General features: G+C 70.7%; 18 protein-coding genes. 3 read left to right on the top strand and 15 right to left on the bottom strand.

The features are described 5' to 3' along the window. Positions 1-7: 7 nt before the first annotated feature. A complete protein-coding gene (gene rpmG / locus ACFYNU_RS14310; RefSeq protein WP_356585486.1) occupies positions 8-172 on the bottom strand; it encodes a 50S ribosomal protein L33 in 165 nt (54 codons plus the stop codon). 30 nt (positions 173-202) lie between these two features. Beyond that, positions 203-688, bottom strand: coding sequence for an Lrp/AsnC family transcriptional regulator (locus ACFYNU_RS14315; RefSeq protein WP_356585487.1), 486 nt, complete (start codon positions 686-688; stop codon positions 203-205). Between the two features lie 73 nt (positions 689-761). On the opposite strand from ACFYNU_RS14315, the gene ACFYNU_RS14320 reads away from it, so the two are divergent. Further along, complete coding sequence (locus tag ACFYNU_RS14320; RefSeq protein ID WP_356585488.1) at positions 762-1,217, top strand: DUF2000 domain-containing protein; 456 nt, start codon at positions 762-764, stop codon at positions 1,215-1,217. 40 nt (positions 1,218-1,257) lie between these two features. On the opposite strand, the gene ACFYNU_RS14325 is transcribed toward ACFYNU_RS14320, so the two are convergent. The 12 genes from ACFYNU_RS14325 to ACFYNU_RS14380 all read right to left on the bottom strand — a co-directional run bounded on the left by ACFYNU_RS14325 (position 1,258) and on the right by ACFYNU_RS14380 (position 14,400). Further along, the gene (locus ACFYNU_RS14325) at positions 1,258-2,229 is read right to left on the bottom strand and encodes an NADP-dependent oxidoreductase (RefSeq protein WP_356585489.1); all 972 of its coding nucleotides are present in this window, start codon (positions 2,227-2,229) and stop codon (positions 1,258-1,260) included. A gap of 102 nt (positions 2,230-2,331) precedes the next feature. After that, positions 2,332-2,496, bottom strand: coding sequence for a hypothetical protein (locus ACFYNU_RS14330; RefSeq protein ID WP_023543256.1), 165 nt, complete (start codon positions 2,494-2,496; stop codon positions 2,332-2,334). Positions 2,497-2,563: 67 nt separating this feature from the next. Beyond that, a complete protein-coding gene (locus tag ACFYNU_RS14335) occupies positions 2,564-3,514 on the bottom strand; it encodes a cytochrome c oxidase assembly protein (RefSeq protein ID WP_356585490.1) in 951 nt (316 codons plus the stop codon). A gap of 145 nt (positions 3,515-3,659) precedes the next feature. Next, the gene (locus ACFYNU_RS14340; protein WP_356585491.1) at positions 3,660-4,685 is read right to left on the bottom strand and encodes a 6-phosphofructokinase; all 1,026 of its coding nucleotides are present in this window, start codon (positions 4,683-4,685) and stop codon (positions 3,660-3,662) included. Between the two features lie 156 nt (positions 4,686-4,841). Further along, positions 4,842-5,570, bottom strand: a complete 729-nt coding sequence (locus ACFYNU_RS14345) for a type 1 glutamine amidotransferase (RefSeq protein ID WP_023543259.1) — start codon at positions 5,568-5,570, stop codon at positions 4,842-4,844. Between the two features lie 46 nt (positions 5,571-5,616). Then, positions 5,617-6,855 carry a MurT ligase domain-containing protein gene (locus ACFYNU_RS14350; RefSeq protein WP_356585492.1) on the bottom strand — a complete coding sequence of 413 codons (1,239 nt, stop codon included), beginning with the start codon at positions 6,853-6,855 and terminating at the stop codon, positions 5,617-5,619. A gap of 368 nt (positions 6,856-7,223) precedes the next feature. Continuing rightward, positions 7,224-8,426, bottom strand: a complete 1,203-nt coding sequence (nagA, locus tag ACFYNU_RS14355) for an N-acetylglucosamine-6-phosphate deacetylase (RefSeq protein WP_356585493.1) — start codon at positions 8,424-8,426, stop codon at positions 7,224-7,226. After that, positions 8,423-9,928: a glycoside hydrolase family 3 N-terminal domain-containing protein gene (locus ACFYNU_RS14360; protein ID WP_356585494.1), complete on the bottom strand. Its 1,506-nt coding sequence runs from the start codon at positions 9,926-9,928 to the stop codon at positions 8,423-8,425. The genes nagA and ACFYNU_RS14360 overlap by 4 nt, the downstream gene beginning before the upstream one ends. A gap of 69 nt (positions 9,929-9,997) precedes the next feature. Continuing rightward, positions 9,998-10,852 (bottom strand): carbohydrate ABC transporter permease, encoded by an 855-nt coding sequence (locus ACFYNU_RS14365; RefSeq protein ID WP_356585495.1) that lies wholly within the window; start codon positions 10,850-10,852, stop codon positions 9,998-10,000. Continuing rightward, entirely contained in the window at positions 10,849-11,823 is a 975-nt protein-coding gene (locus ACFYNU_RS14370; protein WP_356585496.1) for a sugar ABC transporter permease, read from the bottom strand. The genes ACFYNU_RS14365 and ACFYNU_RS14370 overlap by 4 nt, the downstream gene beginning before the upstream one ends. A gap of 16 nt (positions 11,824-11,839) precedes the next feature. Then, on the bottom strand, positions 11,840-13,129 hold the full coding sequence (locus tag ACFYNU_RS14375) for an extracellular solute-binding protein (RefSeq protein ID WP_356585497.1): 1,290 nt from the start codon (positions 13,127-13,129) through the stop codon (positions 11,840-11,842). A gap of 5 nt (positions 13,130-13,134) precedes the next feature. Then, positions 13,135-14,400 (bottom strand): ROK family protein, encoded by a 1,266-nt coding sequence (locus ACFYNU_RS14380; RefSeq protein WP_356585498.1) that lies wholly within the window; start codon positions 14,398-14,400, stop codon positions 13,135-13,137. A gap of 189 nt (positions 14,401-14,589) precedes the next feature. Between ACFYNU_RS14380 and def the strand changes: the two genes are divergently transcribed. Continuing rightward, a complete protein-coding gene (gene def / locus ACFYNU_RS14385) occupies positions 14,590-15,126 on the top strand; it encodes a peptide deformylase (protein ID WP_356585499.1) in 537 nt (178 codons plus the stop codon). Positions 15,127-15,194: 68 nt separating this feature from the next. On the opposite strand, the gene ACFYNU_RS14390 is transcribed toward def, so the two are convergent. Further along, positions 15,195-15,884 carry a TetR family transcriptional regulator gene (locus ACFYNU_RS14390; RefSeq protein WP_356585500.1) on the bottom strand — a complete coding sequence of 230 codons (690 nt, stop codon included), beginning with the start codon at positions 15,882-15,884 and terminating at the stop codon, positions 15,195-15,197. Positions 15,885-16,037: 153 nt separating this feature from the next. On the opposite strand from ACFYNU_RS14390, the gene ACFYNU_RS14395 reads away from it, so the two are divergent. After that, positions 16,038-17,267, top strand: coding sequence for an acyl-CoA dehydrogenase family protein (locus ACFYNU_RS14395; RefSeq protein ID WP_356585501.1), 1,230 nt, complete (start codon positions 16,038-16,040; stop codon positions 17,265-17,267). The last annotated feature ends 10 nt before the right edge of the window (positions 17,268-17,277 follow it).

Raw genomic sequence — 17,277 nt, forward strand, 5'->3', positions numbered from 1 at the left:
TCAGGGGTCAGCGGTCTTCGCGGAAGTCGACGTGCCGACGGGCGACGGGGTCGTACTTGCGCAGGACCATACGGTCCGGGTCGGTGCGGCGGTTCTTGCGGGTGACATAGGTGTGGCCGGTGCCCGCCGTGGAGCGGAGCTTGATCACCGGGCGTAGTTCGTTGCGTGTCATGCCGCGAGTATATGGCAATGGTTACCATTTTCAAAACGAGCGACGACGGCTCTCCTCGGCGGGCCGGGAGATCGACCGGGACTGGACATGCTCGTAGACCGTCGTCGTCTGTACGTCCGCGACCTCACGGCGCTCGGTGAGGCGGTCGATGACGAACGCGTACAGCCCGTCGACATTCGGCACGGCCACGTGCAGCAGGAAGTCGTGCGGCCCCGACGTCACGAACAGCCCGATGACCTCCGGCAATTGGGCCGCCCACTCGCGGAACCCCTCGATGACGGGGCGGGACGGCGGTCTGATCCGGACGGAGATCAGTGCCTGTACGGGGCGGCCCACCGCCGTCAGATCCAGCGCCGCGTGGAATCCGCCGATCACGCCCCGCTCGCGCAGGATCTTGACCCGCTCCAGCGAGGTGGAGGGGGAGACGCCGGTCTTGGCCGCCAGATCGCGGTTGGTCTGCCGTGCGTCGTGTTGCAGCTCCCGCAGCAGAGCCCAGTCGAGCGCATCAAGTTCCACGAAGGTGCCCTTCGGCCGTACGAAGTTCGGGAGGGCTCTCCATCGTACGCACGACTGCGTACCGTCTCGCGACATGACCGTTCATAACGACATCCCCCGGACCGACCTCTCCACCCGCGAGGCCCCGCTCAAGTGGGTCATCGTCGTCGACGCGGACCTGCCCGCGGGGCGCGCCGTGAACGCGGCGGCCTGTATGGCCGCCGCCGTCGGCAGGGCCCTGCCGCAGCTGCTCGGCGGCGACGGCCGCGACGCCTCGGGACATACGCACCCCGGACTGCCCTGGGCGGGCTGTTCCGTGCTGGCCGCCGACACCGGCACCCTGCACGCCCTGCGGGAGAAGGCCACCGGGAAGGAGGACGTCTTCGTGGTCGACATGCCCGAGCCCGCCCAGACGTCCAGGATCTACGACGAATATCTCGGCCTGCTCGCGGGGACGAAGCACGAGGACCTGACCTACCACGCGGTCGCCCTCGTCGGCCCGCGCAACAAGGTCGGCAAGCTCGTCGGCAAACTTCCCCTGCTGCGCTGACCGCCCGACCCGCCCCGCGTGACGGGAGACCGACGTGCCGTCAGTCGGTCACGCTCAGCACGATCTTCCCGCGCGTGCGGCCCTCCTGGACCCGGCGCTGCGCCTCGGCGGCCTCCGCCAGCGGCAGGACGTCCGCGACCTCGACACGGACCACGCCCTTGTCGATCAGCCCGGCGATCCGGGCGAGGCCGGCGCCGTCCGGCTCCACCAGGAAGGCGGTCGCGTTCAGCCCCCGCGCACGGGCGCCCTCCAGCACCTCGGGCGCGACACCGGACGGGACCGCGACGATCGTGCCACCGGGCCGCAGCGTCTCCAGCGAGCGCGTCGTCGTCGCGTCGTGCCCCTCGCCCACCAGGTCGATGACGACGTCGACGTCGCTCACGGCGTCCTCGAAGCGGACCTTCGTGTAGTCCACGACCTCGTCCGCGCCCAGCTCCCGCAGCCAGTCGTGCTTCGCGGCGCTCGCGGTGCCGATGACATGCGCCCCCAGATGCTTGGCGAACTGCACCGCCAGATGCCCCACGCCGCCCGCCGCCGCGTGGATCAGCACCCGCTGTCCCGCCTCCACGTGGGCCGCGTCCACCAGCGACTGCCAGGCGGTCAGCCCGGCCAGCGGCACACCGGCCGCCGTGCGGTGGTCGATCGTGCGGGGCTTGAGCGCGAACTGCCGCGAGGGGGCGGTCACATACTCGGCGTACGCGGCGGCCGGACGCGGGAACCACGGCATCCCGTACACCTCGTCGCCCACCTTCAGCGTGTGCACACCGAAGCCGACCTCCTCCACGACACCGGACACGTCCCAGCCGAGGACGAACGGCGGCGCGCCGAGCAGACCGGCCATGCCGCCGCTCTCGCGGGACTTCCAGTCGACCGGGTTCACACCGGCCGCGTGCACCCGGACCAGCACCTCGGTCGGAACCGGGCGGGGCCGGGGGACGTCGGCGAGGCGCAGCACCTCGGGGCCGCCGAGGGAGTCCTGGATGATCGCGCGCATCGTCGGCTCACTGCTCATGTCGGTCAATTCTCCTGAATGAGTGCGGTGGATCTTCGACCCCCAGAACGTACTCCCCGGGCAGCGCCGACCCCCTGCCGGGGACGACCCCGGCCCGCCCTCTCAGTTGCCGCGTGAGGCGACCATCGCGACCGTCACCAGCCCCAGCACCACCCATCCGAACCAGAGCCAGCCGTTGCTCCCCAGCGCCGCCGTGTAGGCCGTCACGACCACCAGCGCGCCGACGGTGAGCACACCCATCGTCTTCGTGGATCCGGAACCGGACATAGGTGTCCTCCTCCTGGCCGTGGTCGTGGCCGTGAGGACCATCGTCACCCGAAAGGGGTGTTCCGCGCTACTGTCCGCGTGTCTGCAACGACGCGAGGTAGGCGTTGTACGCGGCCAGCTCCTTGTCACCGTCCCGGTCGGCGGCCCGGTCCGAGCGCTTCGCCTGGCGTTGGTCCGACCGGTACCACTGGTACACCAGCGCGACCAGGACCAGGACGGACGGGATCTCGCTGAACGCCCAGGCGATACCGCCCGCCGCGTTCTGGTCGGAGAGCGGGTCGATGCCCAGCGACGCCGGCGGATCGTCGTACGCCCGCACCATCGGCTCGCTCGCCATCATCAGCGCGATCCCGAAGAACGCGTGGAACGGCATCCCGGCGAACAGCTCCAGCATCCGCATCAGATAGCCGGGCCGGTGCGGCCCCGGGTCCACGCCGATGATCGGCCAGAAGAAGATCAGCCCGGTGGACAGGAAGTGCACCATCATCGCGATGTGCCCCGGCTTCGACTCCATCAGGAAGTCGAAGAGCGGGGTGAAGTAGAGGCCGTACAGGCTCGCGATGAACAGCGGGATCGTGAAGGCGGGATGCGTCACGAACCGCATGAACGCGCTGTGCAGCAACGCCAGCAGCACCTCGCGCGGCCCCTTGCGGCCCCGGCCCGCCACCGGCAGCGCCCGCAGCGCCAGGGTCACCGGCGCGCCCAGGAGCAGCAGGATCGGGGAGACCATGCTGATCACCATGTGCTGCACCATGTGCACGCTGAACATGACCATGCCGTAGTCGTTCAGCGAGGTGCACATCATCAGCGCGACGGTCAGCACGCCGAGCACGAAGGAGATGGTGCGGCCCGCTGACCAGCTGTCGCCCCGGCCGCGCAGCCGTACGACACCCCAGCCGTACAGGGCGAGCGCCAGCAGACAGCCGATGAGGAAGAAGGCGTCGGGCGAGAACTCCAGCGCGCGGCTCAGCGTGAACGGCGGCAGGTCCGTCATCGTGCCGTGCTCGCCGTGATCCATACGTGTTCTCCCGCTGCGCGATCCCGATTGGTGCGATGTGTCCGCACCGGGAACCAGACTAGAACCGCCCCCGGCGCCGTTCGCGGCCGGGGGCGGTTCGTCGTACCGACGTCGGTGAGGTCGGTCCGGTGTCAGCGAGCGCGGTTCAGAGCACGCACTCCGCCTCGGCGTACCGCTCCGCCGGCACCGTCTTCAGCGTCTCGACGGCCTCCGCGAGAGGCACCATCACGATGTCCGTGCCACGCAGCGCCGTCATCATGCCGAACTCGCCCCGGTGCGTGGCCTCCACCGCGTGCCAGCCGAAGCGCGTCGCCAGCACCCGGTCGTACGCGGTCGGTGTACCGCCGCGCTGGACATGGCCCAGGATCACCGGCCGCGCCTCCTTGCCCAGGCGCTCCTCCAGCTCGACGGAGAGCTGCCTGGCCACGCCCGCGAAGCGCTGGTGACCGTAGATGTCCTTGCCGCCGGCGTCGAACTCCATCGAGCCCTCACGGGGCTTGGCGCCCTCGGCGACCACCACGATCGCGAAGCGCTTGCCGGCCGAGAACCGCTTGCCGACCAGCTCGGCCAGCTCTCCTATGTCGAAGGGCCGCTCGGGGACGACGATGGCGTGCGCACCGGCGGCCATGCCCGAGTGCAGCGCGATCCAGCCCGTCTCCCGGCCCATGACCTCGACGATCAGCACCCGCTGGTGGGACTCGGCGGTGGTCTTCAGCCGGTCCAGCGCCTCCGTGGCGACACCGACGGCGGTGTCGAAGCCGAAGGTCACGTCCGTGGAGGCGATGTCGTTGTCGATGGTCTTGGGCACACCGACGATCGGCAGCCCCGCCTCGGAGAGCAGATTGGCCGCCTTGAGGGTGCCCTCGCCGCCGATCGGGATGATCGCGTCGAGACCGAGGTCGGCCACATGCCCCCTGGCCCGCTCCACACCGTCACGCAGATGCGCGGGCTGGACGCGGGAGGAACCGAGGATCGTGCCGCCACGGGCGAGGATGCCGCCGACCGCGTCGAGGTCGAGCTTGCGGTAATCGCACTCCAGAAGGCCTTTCCAGCCGTCGTGGAAGCCGATGACCTCGTCGCCGTGGTCGACGACGGCGCGGTGCACCACGGACCGGATCACCGCATTGAGACCGGGGCAGTCGCCGCCGGAGGTGAGTACACCAATTCGCATTGCCCGGAGAACCTTTGCAACGTGGGCCGACGGCCGGACCACGTCGTCCGGCTGAATCCCCGCCACCCTACCGGCGCGGGGTGGCGGGGCCGAACCAGGCGTCCGACTGCTGGACACCCTCCGGTTGAACGGCAGACGTCAGCGTGACGCCACGGGCTAGGCGGGCTGCGTCGCGGCGGCGATGCGTTCGGCGCGCAGCGCCTCGTACCAGCGGTCGTCCGCGGGCGGCAGCGCGTTCACGTCGAGCGCCAGCTTCAGCAGCAGGTCGGCGATCAGCGGATTGCGCGCCAGCACCGGGCCGTGCATGTACGTACCGAACACCGTGTCGTTGTACGCGCCCTCCGTGCCGTCGCCCGTGCCGTTGCCCCGGCCGAGCGACACCCGTGCGAACGGGCGGGCGGTCGGGCCGAGATGGGTGACGCCCTGGTGGTTCTCGAAACCGGTCAGCGGCGGCAGTCCCAGATGCGGGTCGATGTCGCCCAGTACATCTCCGACACACCGCTCGCCCTCGCCACGGGTGGAGATCACGTCGAGCAGCCCGAGGCCGCCCTCGCGCTCACCCAGGTCGTTGACGAACTCATGGCCGAGGATCTGGTAGCCGGCGCAGACCGAGAACACGATCGCGCCGTTGGACACCGCCCGGTTGAGACCGCCGTCGCGGCGCAGCCGCTCGGCGGCCAGCCGCTGCGGCCGGTCCTCGCCGCCGCCGATGAGATAGATGTCGCCCGACGTCGGCACCTGCTGGTCGCTGCGCACGTCGACACGGGTGACGTCGAGACCGCGCTGCCGGGCCCGGCGCTCCACCACCAGGGCGTTGCCCTGGTCGCCGTACGTGCTCAGCAGGTCCGGGTAGATCCACACCAGCCGCAGACTGTTGTCGCTCATCGCTCGCTCGCCCCTCTTCCGACTCCGTCTGTGTTCATGGCCGGGCTCAGTTCTTGACACGGCGGCGCAGGTCCTGGAACGACGTGTAGTTGGCGATCGCCTCGATCCGGCCGGGCGGCGCCATCTGCACGGCCTCGTCGGCGGTCGCGCACACACGGAAGTCCAGGCCCGCGACCTCCAGCCGTACGGCAAGGTCCAGCTTGCGGTCGCCGATGACGAAGATCGGGTGACCGGCCAGCCGGGTGTAGTCCACGTCCCACAGCCACGAGGTGTCCGTGCCGTCGGCGCCGCGGGCGTTGACCGCGAGGATGACGGGTGTGGGCGGCGGGTCGATGAGCGAGAACGTCTCCAGCCAGCCCGCCGGGTTCTTCGCCAGCAGCAGCCGCAGATCACGGCCGAGGAAGGACACCACGTCGTACCGGCCGGCCACCGCCTGCACCTGGTACATGCGCTCCAGCGCGACCTGCGGCGGCACCCCGAACGTGGCCGCGACGGCGGCGGAGGTGGCGGCGTTCGCGCGGTTCGCGCGGCCCGGCAGCTGGAGATGGATCGGCCAGGCGGAGCCGTGCGGGTCCAGGACATGGTCGCCGTGCAGCGCCCAACTCGGCGCGGGCCTGCGGAAACCGCACTGCCCGCAGAACCAGTCGTCGCCGGGTCGCTGCATCACACCGCCGCAGGCGGGGCAGGACCAGGCGTCGTCCTTCCACTCCTGTCCGGCGGCGACCCAGACCACGTTCGGGGACGACGAAGCGGCCCACACGATCAGCGGGTCGTCGGCGTTGGCGATGACCACGGCCTTCGTGCCGGCCAGGCCCTCGCGCCAGTGCTCGGCCAGCATGCGGGTCTCGGCGGCGCGGTCGAGCTGGTCGCGGGAGAGGTTGAGCAGGGCGATCGCCTTGGGCGTGGTGTCGCGCGCGACACCGGCGAGGTACTTCTCGTCCACCTCGATCACGCCGTACCTGGCGTCCGATCCGCCCGCGAGGGCGGAGGTGATACCGGCCGGCATGTTGGCGCCCAGCGCGTTCGACACCACGGGGCCGCTGGCCCGCAGGGCCTCGGCGATCAGCCGTGTCGTGGTCGTCTTGCCGTTCGTCGCCGACACCAGCACGACGTCCAGATGCTGCGCGAGAGCCGCCAGCAGATCCGGGTCGAGCCGCAACGCCACCTTGCCGCCGATCACCGATCCGCTGCCGCGCCCCGCAGCGCGCGACACCGCCGCTGCGGCCTTGCCTGCCGTCACGGCCAGCTTGGCCCGCGGCGACAGCGGGTCCGTGTTGCCTGCCATCGTCCTTGATCCTCCTCGCGTCGGTCCGGCCTCAGCCTATCGAGATACGTGCACGGGCCCGAACCACGGCACCGGAGAACCGGCTGATCGTTGTCACACGTACGCCTTCGACCGGCGCGGCGGGCGCGTGCGCCGGGGCGCCGGGTGGCGGTTTCCGGCGCCGGAGGTGGGGTGTTTCCCCGTCTGTGCGGCGTTCGCGCCGGTTGTACGCCCCACTCCCGCCGATCCGGCGGCCGATCGGCGCCGGTCCCGGCCCGGGGCGGCCGGCACGGACCGGCCGGCCGGTCCCAAGTGGCCCGCACACGACCACCACCCGGCCCCCGGCAGTCCTTCACATCCACGCCGGGGGCCGGGTGTTCGGCGGCGGTTCACCCCACCGTCACGCCGCCGAGCCACACCCGGGCGGGCCGAAGATCCGCGTCCAGCTCGACCAGATCGGCCCGCAGTCCGGGGCGCAGCTCGCCCCGGTCACGCAGACCGAGCAGCCGGGCGGCCGTGCCCGACGTCATCCGGACGGCGTCCGCCAGGGGAAGTCCCACCGCGCACACGGCCCTGCGGAACGCCTCGGCCACGAACAGCGTCGACCCCGCCAGCGTGTCGGTGCCGCGCAGCGTCGCCACCCCGTTCGTGACGGTCACCTCGCGGTCCGCGAACGCGTAGTCCCCGTCCGCCATGCCCGCCGCCGGCATCGCGTCACTGACCAGCACCAGCCGGTCGGGACCGGCCACCCGGTGGGCGAGGCGTACGGTGTCGTCCGCCAAGTGGTGCCCGTCCAGGACCAGTTCGCAGACCAGCCGGGGGTCGAGCAGCGCCGCCGCGACCGGACCCGGCTCGCGGTGGTGCAGCGGCGGCATCGCGTTGAACAGATGCGTCACCGCGCGGGCACCGAGATCGGCGGCCCGCGCGAACCGCTCCGCGCCCGCGTCCGTGTGGCCCAGACAGCACACCAGTTCGTCCGCGTACCGCCGGATCAGCTCCAGCGCCCCCGGCAGTTCGGGCGCCACGGTCAGCGACCTCGCGTGCCCGCCCGCCGCCGCCAGCAGACCGGCCAGCAGCTCCGGGTCCGGGGCGCGCAGCGCGGTGCGCGTCTGGGCGCCGCGCCGGGCGGGCGACAGGAACGGTCCCTCGAAGTGGACGCCCACCAGGTTGGGCGCCGACCCGTCATCGATGACCGACGCGACGGCGCGCACCGCCGCCTCCATCGCGGGCGGCTCGACCGTCGCGACGGACGCCAGCATCGTGGTCGTCCCCCGTGCGAGATGCCCCGCCGCCGCCCCCCGTACGGCGGCGGGATCTCCCGTGTAGACCGAGTGGCCGGCGCCGCCGTGACAGTGCGGATCCACGAACCCCGGCACGACGAGCCGGCCACTCAGCTCCACCACCTCGTCAGGGACGTCGGGCGCACCCGTCGTCCCCATCGAGTGGATCAGGCCGCCCCGTACGAGCAGCCACCCGGCCGTGACACCGGCGTCCGGTGTCACGAACCTGCCACCGGTGAACAGCCGCCCGCCGCCGGACGCGTCCGGCACCGGACTGCCCGCGCTCACCGCGTGCCCGGGTGGTGTCTTCAAAGTCCCGCCCGGTCCGCGCCCGGCGCCGCCTCGAAGCCACGACCCAGCAGCGCGCCCACCGCCGCCAGCGCGCACACGCGCGAGGCGCCGAACGTACGCACCCAGCCCCGGAAGCCGCCGAAGTCGTCGCCCGGCACACCCATGTCGACCACGACGCACCGGGGGAAGCGCTCCAGCAGGTCGTCCAGGACCGGCCGCTGCCAGGGGAACCGGTGCGAGCTGCGCACCAGCAGCACCACATCGGCGTCCGGCCCGAACTCGTCCAGATACAGGCCGACTTCGGCCTTGATCATGCCCTCGGCGTTGTACGTGTCGCCCGCCACCGCGAGCGCCTCGACCTCGATGCCCGCCGCGCGCAGCGGCGCCTCCACGCCCCAGGAGGCGCCGCCCTGCGCGGGCGAGTGCGTCGGGTCGAGCCGTACGACCAGCGCGCGGCTCCCCTTGAGGGTCACGTCGCCGCTCACCTCCAGGACGTCGCGGGCCTGCCGCTCGCCGACGGTGTCGTCGTGCCGGACACCGGTGGCGCGAGGCCGGGTGCCGAGCTTCGCGAGACGCGCGTTCGCCTGCCGCAGCCGCTCCAGCGGCAGGGTGCCGTTCTCCACGGCGGCCACCAGTGCGGCAGCCGCCGCGTCCACGTCGTCGCCGAACGCCCAGGCGCCCAGGCACAGCGCGTCCGCGCCGGCCGCGACGGCCCGTACCGCCGCGTCGGGCAGGCTCGCCACGTCGGCGATGCCGCGCATCTCCAGCGCGTCGGTGATCACCACACCGTCGAAGCCCAGCTCGTCGCGGAGCAGCCCGGTGAGCACGGCGGGGCTGATGGTCGCGGGGACGTCGTCCAACTGGCTCAGATGGACGTGCGACACCATGATGCTGTCGACCCCGGCGGCGATGGCCGCGCGGAACGGGTCCAGATAGTGCTCCACCAGCTCCTGCCGGGACAGGTCCACGGTGGGCGTGCCCAGGTGTGCGTCGGTGGAGCTGAGGCCGTGGCCGGGGAAGTGCTTGGCGCAGGCGCTCACCCCGGCGGACTGAAGTCCCTCCACCCAGGCCGCCGCGTGCTTGGCGACCAGCGCGCGGTCGGCGCCGAAGGTGCGGATGCCGTTGGGGGACAGCGGGTTGACGGCCGCGTCGACGGCGGGCGCCAGGTCCCAGTCGATGCCGGCCTCCACCAGCGAGAGGCCGATCTGGTAGGCGGCCTCACGGGTCCGCGCGGGATCGTCGAGCCGGCCCAGGGCGTGGTTGCCCGGTACGGACGTACCCCCGTGGTTCTCCAGCCGGTTGACGTCACCGCCCTCCTCGTCGATGGAGAGCAGCACATGGTCGCGCAGGCCGTGCAGAGCCGTGGTCAGCTCCCGTACCTGTTCGGCCTCGGCGATGTCCTTGCCGAACAGGACGAAGCCGCCGAGTCCTTCCTCGACCCGGGCGCGCGCCCACCTGGGGACGGTCCTGCGTCCGAGCGCGGGGAACAGCACGCCGTGGGCGAGCCGGGACAGCTCGGTCATGATTCGATTCCTCACCTTGCGTTTGGGTCGTCGTGCGGTGGTCGTCCGGCGCTGCCGGACGCCGGGGTCTCAGCCCTTGACCGCGCCGCTGGTCATGCCGCCCACGAGGCGGCGCTGCACCAGCAGGAAGAAGACGAGTACGGGGATGGAGAAGATGGTGGAGGCCGCGATCATCGCGCCGTAGTCCACGCTCTCCGAGGTCTTGAACGACACGAGCCAGACCGGCAGCGTGTAGTTGTCCTGCGATTTCATGATCACGTAGGCGAAGATGTAGTCGTCCCACGCGTTGACGAAGGCGAAGATCGAGGTCGCCACGATCCCCGGCATCAGCAGGGGCAGCAGCACCCGTACGTACATCTGGAACCGCCCGCACCCGTCCACGAGCGCGGCCTCCTCCAGCTCGACGGGCACCCCGTCCACGAATCCGCGCAGCGTCCAGATCGTGAACGGCAGCACGAAGGTCATGTACGTGAAGACCAGGCCCGGCAGGAAGTCCAGTCCGCCGACGGACCGGAGCATCAGATACACCGGGATGACCATCGCCGCCGCCGGGACCATCTGCACCAGCACCAGGACGGTCAGCACCGCCTTGCGGCCGGCGAACCGGAACCGCGCGATCGCGATCGCCGCGAACAGCGAGATGACCAGCGACAGGACGACCGAGGAGACCGTCACCGTCAGGGAGTTGCGGACGAACGTCCAGAAGCCCGGCTTGTCCAGCGCCCGGGTGAAGTTCTCCAGGCTCAGCGGCCAGGGGATGAACTTCGGTACGGCGCTGAGGATGTCCGACCGCTCCTTGAGCGCGGTGGCCACCATCCAGTAGACGGGGAACACCATCACGGCGGAGACCGCCATCGCGATCGCGTTGTTGACGGAGCGCCGTTTGCGCGCGGTCGTGCGTGGTGACGTCTTGAAGGCGCTCATACGACATCTCCCTGCCGGGACAGCCTGCGTACGTAGGCGACGGAGAACAGGGCGAGGATCACCACGGTCACCACCGCGACCGACGCGCCGCTGCCGTACTCGTTGCGGCTGAACGCGGTGATGTACGCGTACACGCCGAGCGTGGTGGTCGCCCCGTCGGGGCCGCCCTGCGTCAGCACCCAGATCGGGGTGAACGAGTTCACCGACCAGATCACTTCGAGAATGGTGAGGATCGCGAGGACGGGCCGCATGATCGGAATGGTGATGTGGCGGAACATCTGGAGCGTCCCCGCGCCGTCGAGGCGGGCCGCCTCGTACAGGGACTCGGATATCTGGCCGCGTGCGGCGAACAGGGTCAGCGCCACGAACGGCAGACCCTTCCAGACCGTCAGCAGGATGATCAGGCCCAGCGCCTGGGTGGGATGGGAGAACCAGTCGTAGACCGACATGTCCCCGAAGACCTTGAGCTGGGTGAGCAGCCAGTTGGCGACGCCGTACTGCGGCTGGAACATCCACTGCCAGACCAGGGTCGCCGCCACCATGGGCATCGCCCACACCAGCACCAGACACACGGTGGTGACGACACGGGCCCACGGCGAGATCGTCATCAGCAGATGCGAGATCAGGAATCCCAACACCATCAGCAGTGTCACGCACACCAGCGTGAACACCACGGTCCGCAGCAGGACCGCCAGGAAGTCGGAGTCCGTGAAGATCCGGGTGAAGTTGTCCAGGCCGATGAAGTCCGACTGCCCGGTGAACAGCGACCGGGGGCCGAACTCCTGCGTCGACAGGGTCAGCAGCCGAAGCAGGGGATAGCCCTGGATCAGCAGGAGCGCGGCGAGCGCCGGGGCGAGCATCGCCCAGGGGAGCATCCGGGACCGCCGCGCCTTGCGGCGCGGGCCGGGTGGTCCGGTGCGGCGGCCCCGGTCCGGCGCGCGCACCGGACGGTGCTTCTCAGTGAGTGCCATCAGGCGTCCAGGGGTGTCAGTCGCTCAGCGAGTTGAAGGCGTCCGTCGCGTGCTTGTCGTACGCGGCCGACGACGAGGCGATGTCCGCACCGCTCGCGATCTTCGAGAAGAACTGTTCGTTGTAGCGCTCGGTCTCCAGCGTCGCCTCACCCGGACTGTTGGGCAGCGGCTGGCTCACCTTGCTGGCCTGCGAGGCGACGGTCAGCTGCTCCGGCACACCGGCCGGGGTGAACGACGGCGAGATCGGCAGCAGGTTGAGCTTCAGCGCCATCTTCTGCTGGAACTTCTTTCCGGTGACGATCCGCAGCCAGTCCTCCGCGGCGTCCCGGTCGGGGCTGCCCGCGGCGATACCGATGGTCGACCCGGAGACGATCACGGGCATCGCGCTCTCCGCGGTGTAGCCCGGCATGGCGAAGAAGCCGATGTTGTCCTTCATCTTCGGGTTCTTCTCGATGACGGCGGCCGGCTCCCACGCCTTGACGTACGCCATGGCGGCCTTGCCGTCGGCGAACAGCTGGTCCTGGTCGGGGCTGTCGGTGTTGACGCCGACCGACGAGGGGGTGGAGCAGGTGTTCTGGAAGGACTTCCACGCCTTCAGGCCGGCCTGGTTCTCCGGCGACGACATCTCCGCCTGCCACTTGCCGTCCTTCTGGGAGGCGATCTTGCCGCCCTTGGCGAAGAGGAAGGGCATGCCGTTGAACCAGTACTGGCCGGGCAGGTAGAAGCCGGAGAAGTTGGCCGTGTCCTTGTTCGCGTCGGCGAGCGTGCCGCACTGCTTCTGGAGTTCGGCGAGGGTCTTCGGCGGAGAGGTGATGCCCGCGTCCGCGAACATCTTCTTGTTGTACATGACCACTTTGGTGCCGCCGTAGAGCGGAGTGGCGTACAGCTTGCCGTCGAACTCGGAGGGGCCGGAGAGACCGGTGAGCCAGTCGGCGGAGCCTTCGAAGGACTTCTTGCTGTCCGTGAGGTCGGCCAGACCGCCGGAGTAGGTCTGGAGCGGTGTCTGGGTGTTGCCCATCTCCACGATGTCCGGCGGGTTGCCGCTGGCCAGCGCCGTGGTGATCTTGGTGGCCACGCCGTCCCACTGCTGTATCTCGATGTCCACCGCGATGTCCGGGTGGTCCTTCTTGAACTCGGCGGTCGCCTCCTTGATCAAGGGGTTGTCGCCGGGACCGCCGGTCATCATCCAGATCGTCAGCTTGTTGTCGGAGTCGGACTTCGCCACCCCGCCACCGCCGCACGCGGTCAGTGTGAGCGCGAGGACCGGAATCGCCGCGAGTGCGCACCGGGTCCGTGATCGGTTCATCGTTGTCACCCTTCTGCCATCTGCTCGTCGTGCCTGGTGCGGGGGGTCGGGTCGGCCGTGGGGGCCGGGATGGTGATGCCGGGGGCGGTGGGGCAGTCCGCGAGACGCCGGATCACCAGATCGCGGTCGACGGCCACCGACGCCGCGTCGTCCGCGCTCACGCCCAGCGAGTCGTAGAGCCGGCCGAGCGAGGACGCCATCGAGCCGAGCAGGCCCGCCGAGTCCCCGAGGTCGGAGCGGCGCACCACACTGCGGACCCCGACCGTGTCGGCGACCTGGTCGCTGATCGCGGTCAGCCGCGCGGTGTCGAACGACTCCGAGAAGCCGCCGGTGAGGACCACGGTGCCGGGCTCGTACGCCAGCGCGACGACGGTGACCAGATGGGCCAGCGCGCCGTGCACCTCGGCCAGCAGCGGCGCGTACGCCTCCGGGTCCTCGAACAGCGCGCGCGCCGTCGGCACCCGCACGCCCCGGCCGCGTGCGTACGCCACCAGGTCGGCTCCGGAGAGCAGATCGCGCAGACGCTCGTCGCGGCCGGGCAGCGGAAGCCGGCCGAACTCGCCGAGCAGGCCCGTCCTGCCGAGCAGCACCTGTCCGTCTATGGAGACGGCGGAGCCGAGGCCGGTGCCCATGGCGAGCAGCACGGCGGTCTCCCGGTCCGGCAGCGCGCCGTACTGGAGTTCGCCCAGCAGGGCGAGGTTGGAGTCGTTGCCGACGGCGGTCTCGACGTCGAGCAGCGCGGAGACCTTCTCGATGAAACCGGTGCCCTTGATCTGGCCGAGATTGTGCGATGCCACGACGGACCGTCCGTCGCCGGTGACGACACCCGGCAGGCCGATCGTGACGGTGCGGAGCGGGACTCCGTCGCCGTGCCGGGCGACCAGATCGGTGATCCGGTCGGCCACCCAGGCGGCGAGTTCGTCCGCCGTCGCGTCGCGCGGTGTGGTGTCCCGGCTTCGGATGAGGGCGCGGCCGAGCGCGTCCGCCACCACGATCCGGCAGTTGGTGCCGCCGAGGTCGACTCCGCAGACCAGAGCGGAACGGTGGTTGAAACTCACGGATGTCGACTGTCGGCCGGGGCCTTCGCGGAGCACCCGGACACCCTCCAGCGCGAGGGACTCGGCCATCAGGTCGTCCACGATGCGGAACACCGTGGCCCGGCTCAGGCCGGTGTCCGCGATGAGCCTCTGACGGTCCATGTCCGCGCCGGAGAGCAGGGCCGCGATCACGGCGCTGCGGTTGGAGGTGCGGGGGAGCGAGGTAGTTGCCACAATTCCTCTCACTCTGAGATTAATTCGGTGGCGCAACTCTAAGCACAGGTGACCGATGAAAACCAGACATGCGGCGCATCACGTTCCGGTAAACCCGGTGCGGGCGGACGCCGTTGCCGGGCCGACGTACGCTGGCGCGATGGCGGCGATCGAACGCGCTGAGCGCGCGGCGGACTTCACGGCGGACCCATGCGAAACCGGCTGATTCCGGGCAGTACTGGACGGGTGCATCCCCTGCGGCTGCTCGGTGACCCCACCCTGCACAGCCCCTGCGGACCCGTCACCGACTTCGGGCCCGGGCTCGCCCGGCTGGTGGAGGACCTGTTCGCCACGATGTACCGCGCGCGCGGCGTCGGTCTCGCGGCGAACCAGATCGGCGTGCCGCTACGGGTGTTCGTGTACGACTGCCCCGACGACGAGGACGTCCGGCACCTCGGGCACGTCGTCAATCCCCGGCTGGTCACGATGGACGGCGTCACCGTACGGGGCGCCGAGGGATGCCTCTCGCTGCCCGGCCTCGAAGCGGGCACGGAGCGCGCAGACCACGCGGTGGTGGAGGGCGTGACGGCGGACGGCGCGCCGGTACGGATCGACGGCACCGGATTCTTCGCGCGCTGTCTCCAGCACGAGTGCGACCACCTGGAGGGGCTGGTCTATCCGGACCGGCTGACGGGCCTGCGCCGGGCCAAGGTCCTGCGGGCGGCGCGTCGCGCGTCCTGGAGCTAGGGCGGGTCCGGGCGGCCCGGCCCGCGGGCGGACGACGCTACTTTCCGAAGGGGCGGTGCGGCCCGGTGTCAGAGACCCGGGCTGCCGTCCCGGTCGTCCACCAGTGCCAGCCTGCCCCACAGCAGATCGGCCAGGCTGCTCACCAACTGCGCGCGTGAGCAAGGGCGTTCGCCGAGCCACCAGTCGCCGGCCGCGTGCATCATGCCGACGATCCCGTGGCCCCAGACGCGGGCCAACTGCGCGCTGTCGGGCCCGAGATCGACCCGCTCCTCGATGACCACGGCCAACTCCTCGCCGAGACGGCGCAGCAGTGGGGCCGAGTGGCGGCCCACGTCGAAGCCCTGCTCGGGGAGTTGGGCGTCGGCGGTGTCACCGGCCCCGGCCGCGCCGGCACCGCCGACAGTGCCGTCCGCGGGGTGCATCAGGAAGCGGTACACCTGCGGGCGCGCCTCGATCGCCGCGAGATAGGTGTCGAGCGTGGCCTCCACCCGTGCGCGGCGGTCGGCGGGCGCGTCGAGCGCCGCCTTCAACGCGCCCAGCAGCGCGTCCGTATGACGCTTCGCCAGGGCCCGGTAGAGCCCGCCCTTGTCGCCGAAGTGGCGGTAGAGAATCGGTTTGGTGATACCGGCCTCGGCCGCGATGGCGTTCATCGAGGCTTTCGGCCCGTCACGCAGCACGACCCGGTCGGCGGCCTCCAGGAGTTGACGGCGCCGCTGATGAGCTGAGCGGTGCTGGTCGGCCTGCTGTGTGGTCCCCATGGGTGTCTCCCCGCCCGAGCGATTCCGTGACGCCCCGGCAACGTAACACCAAGCCCGGCGTCCTCGCAGATCAGCCCGCCGCGGGTTGACATCCTCTACTTGCCGGTAACAGACTGTTGTTACCGTAAGTAACAGCAGTGCTGGAGGAAGACGATGGCCGAGTTCAGCTTCGAACTCAACGACGACCAGAAGCAGGTACGCGACTGGCTGCACGGGTTCGCCGCCGACGTCATCCGCCCGGCGGCAGCCGAGTGGGACGAGCGGGAGGAGACTCCCTGGCCCGTGATCCAGGAAGCCGCCAAGGTCGGTGTCTACTCCCTCGACTTCTACGCACAGCAGTACTTCGACCCCACGGGCCTCTCCATCCCCATGGTGATGGAGGAACTGTTCTGGGGCGACGCCGGCATCGCCCTGTCCATCGTCGGCACCGGACTCGCCGCCGTCGGCGTCCTCGCCAACGGCACCGACGAGCAGATCGGCACCTGGATCCCGCAGATGTACGGCGACGTGGACGACGTGAAGGTCGCCGCGTTCTGCTCCTCCGAGCCCGACGCCGGATCGGACGTCGCGGCGATGCGCACCCGCGCGGTGTACGACGGGGCGACGGACGAGTGGGTGCTGAACGGCACCAAGACCTGGGCCACCAACGGCGGTATCGCCAACGTGCACGTCGTCGTCGCCGTCGTGGACCCCGACGCCGGCTCCAAGGGCCACGCCTCCTTCATCGTCCCGCCGGCCACGCCCGGACTCTCCCAGGGCCAGAAGTTCAAGAAGCACGGCATCCGCGCCTCGCACACGGCCGAGGTGGTCCTCGAAGACGTACGCGTTCCCGGACACTGCCTGCTCGGCGGCAAGGAGAAGCTGGACGAACGGCTGGCACGCGCCCGCGAGGCCCGGACGGGCGGCGGCGGTGAGCGCGTGAAGAACGCGGCCATGGCGACCTTCGAGGCGTCACGCCCCGCGGTCGGCGCGATGGCGGTGGGCACGGCGCGCGCCGCGTACGAGGTGGCACTCGACTACGCGAGGACCCGCACCCAGTTCGGCCGCCCCATCATCGACAACCAGGGCGTCGCCTTCCCGCTCGCCGACATGCGCACCCGCATCGACGCCGCCCGGCTGCTGGTGTGGCGCGCCTCCTGGATGGCGGCCACGGGCAAGCCCTTCACCGCGGCGGAGGGCTCGATGTCGAAGCTGTACGCGAGCGAGACGGCCAAGCAGGTCACCGCCCAGGCGCTCCAGATCCTCGGCGGCAACGGCTTCACCAGGGAGTACCCGGTGGAGCGGATGCACCGCGACAGCGCGATCTACACGATCTTCGAGGGCACGAGCGAGATCCAGCGGCTGGTCATCGCCCGGACGTTGTCGGGGATGCCGATCCGTTAGCGCGTGGGCG

This window comes from Streptomyces sp. NPDC006643 (assembly GCF_042870175.1).
In the GTDB taxonomy this organism is placed as follows: Bacteria; Actinomycetota; Actinomycetes; order Streptomycetales; family Streptomycetaceae; genus Streptomyces.